This is a genomic window from Acidovorax sp. KPB24-07 (assembly GCF_057543315.1).
Window position 1 is genome coordinate 1 of the sequence record NZ_BAAJYS010000489.1, and the last position, 2,198, is coordinate 2,198.

General features: G+C 64.5%; 1 protein-coding gene. It reads left to right on the plus strand.

Annotated elements, in window-relative coordinates:
- The first annotated feature begins 259 nt into the window (after positions 1–259).
- Positions 260–2,071 carry a leucine-rich repeat domain-containing protein gene (locus AC27IQ_RS22965; protein WP_487090922.1) on the plus strand — a complete coding sequence of 604 codons (1,812 nt, stop codon included), beginning with the start codon at positions 260–262 and terminating at the stop codon, positions 2,069–2,071.
- Positions 2,072–2,198: the final 127 nt, after the last annotated feature.

Here is a 2,198-nt window from a genome sequence, read left to right on the forward strand (position 1 = left end):
CCTAGTGTTGATTGCACTGGAGGCCGATTGGGCTTGAAGTCCTCCCCCGACGCGGTGCGCGGATGCGGACTTCCTTCCGGTCTTCCGATCCTGGCGACAGGGCGTCGCGCGCCGTCAACGCCCCGTGTTGGCATCACGGCAGGACGTCGGTTCGCGCAGCGCTGTGACCTTTTCGGTTTTGGCGCAGCGATTGCGCTGGACGGAAAGTAGCCTGAGGTGCGCTGCAACTCCAAAGCCGCCAAGCCTTCGGCGCACCTCCATGTTCAACACCATCCATCGCCTTTTCCATTCCCGTCCCCGAACCGGTCCAACGGAACGTGCACCTGCCGAGAACACGTCGCCACGCGGTTCTCCCCGTGCAGCCGAAGGCTCTGGCAGTCCGCTGACCGCGCGGCGCCGTGAAAATGCCCAGGCGGAAAACACCATGGCGCCCCGAAGCTCCGTGGTTGGGCGCGCTTCCAGTTCACCGCCGCGTTCGCCGCTGCATCCGGCCGCAGCGGCGGGTACCTCGTCGGCTGCCCTGGCCAGCAGCGTGGTGCGCGATATCGACGACTGGCTCGAGCGCAGCCTGCTGCTGGCAGACAAGGTGAATGGCAACGTCGACTTCTACGATGACGTTGAAGACAGAGACACGACACAGGATGTCTTGCGAGGGGTGGCCACCGCGATGCGCCGCGTGGCCATGGGAGACAGTTCCAGGCTCGTGGTGGCATGGGGCCTTCCTGCCAAGACGTTGCCCGATGCGATCGGACGGCTGCAAGGCCTGCTGGAGCTGTCGCTGACCAACACCGGGCTGACCTCGCTGCCTGAAACCCTGGGTGAGCTTCGCCAGTTGCGCCATCTGACGCTGGCCACCAACCAAGAGATGGAGAGCCTGCCGGCGTCGCTGACGGCCCTCCCCAACTTGCACACCCTGCAATTGACCGGGAATTCATTGAAAGAACTTCCCTTGGACTTGGGGCGCATGCAAAGCCTGCGCACGCTCGAGTTGGGTTGCGGGGAATATTCGACCCTGCCAGCCAGCATCACCGAACTGCGCCACCTGACGCAATTGAGCGTGTCGCACTCTCGGCACATCCGGGAATTGCCCGAAAACATCGGCGACATGCAGGGGCTCCAGACATTGGTCCTCCAAGGGAATGCCAAGCTGGCGCGTTTGCCCGACAGCGTGGGAGACCTTTCCAACCTGCAGTTCCTGGACTTGGAGGGCACAAAACTGCAGACCCTGCCCCAGTCCCTGGCCCGGTTGCCCGCCAACTGCGTCATCCAGGTGCCCGATCATCTGCGCGGCCAATTGCAGCAAATCCGCCACCCCCAGGCCGCACGGCAAGCGGCGCAGGCGCCCACCGCGAGGATGCGGCCACCGACGACGCCCGCGACCGGGCAGGCTGCGCCATCACGGAACCGCGGGGCTGAACTCCGGCGTGAGCTCAAGCGCATCGACCCCGACCTGACCGCGCGCTTTGACAAGTGGAGGGCGGGGCTGTCCCACGACGCGGTGATGTTGGGCCGATCGCTGACACGGGAAGACCGGGCCCTTCTGGATCAGATCGTGGCCGAGGCCATCGCTTCTGCCGGGTTTCGAAGCAGCTTCGACCAGTTTTTGAGCGAACACACCCTCAAGGCCGTGGATGCCGACGGCGTGACGCAGGTGCATGACGGCCCGGCCGTGTTGGGCGACGTCAAAACCGGGTTCTCCAAAATGCTGGAGCACAAGATCATGCATACGCAAGACCCGCGCGCGGCGCTTGACCTGCTGCAGGGCGCTCTTCGCGATCCCGGTCTGGGCATGTCGCGCGAAGCGCTTCTCCACGAAAGAGACCTGCTCGATCCTCGCCTGACGCACATGTGGGCGCCGTTGCGGGCCTACATTTCCATGCACGACGTCAAGGTAAAAGCCAAGCAGGAAGCCGCGACCAAACTGGCCATGGCGCAGTTCGAGAACGCGGAGAAGGGCGTCATCAGCGAAGCGAAAGCGATGCGGGAGTCTAAAAAGGCGGAGGCCAAAGTGAATGACTCCATCGACCGGCGGGCCCGGGCGCTGGTGGATGGCGAATGGCGCATCCGGTAGGCAGCGCCAGCGCCTTTGGTGCGCTATTGAATTTGTAGCGTCATGCCCTGGTGTAGATTGCGCTGGAGGCCGATGGGGTTGGACCATGGGCCGGCGCCGGGCGCCTTTCGCCCCGAGCCGCCCTCGG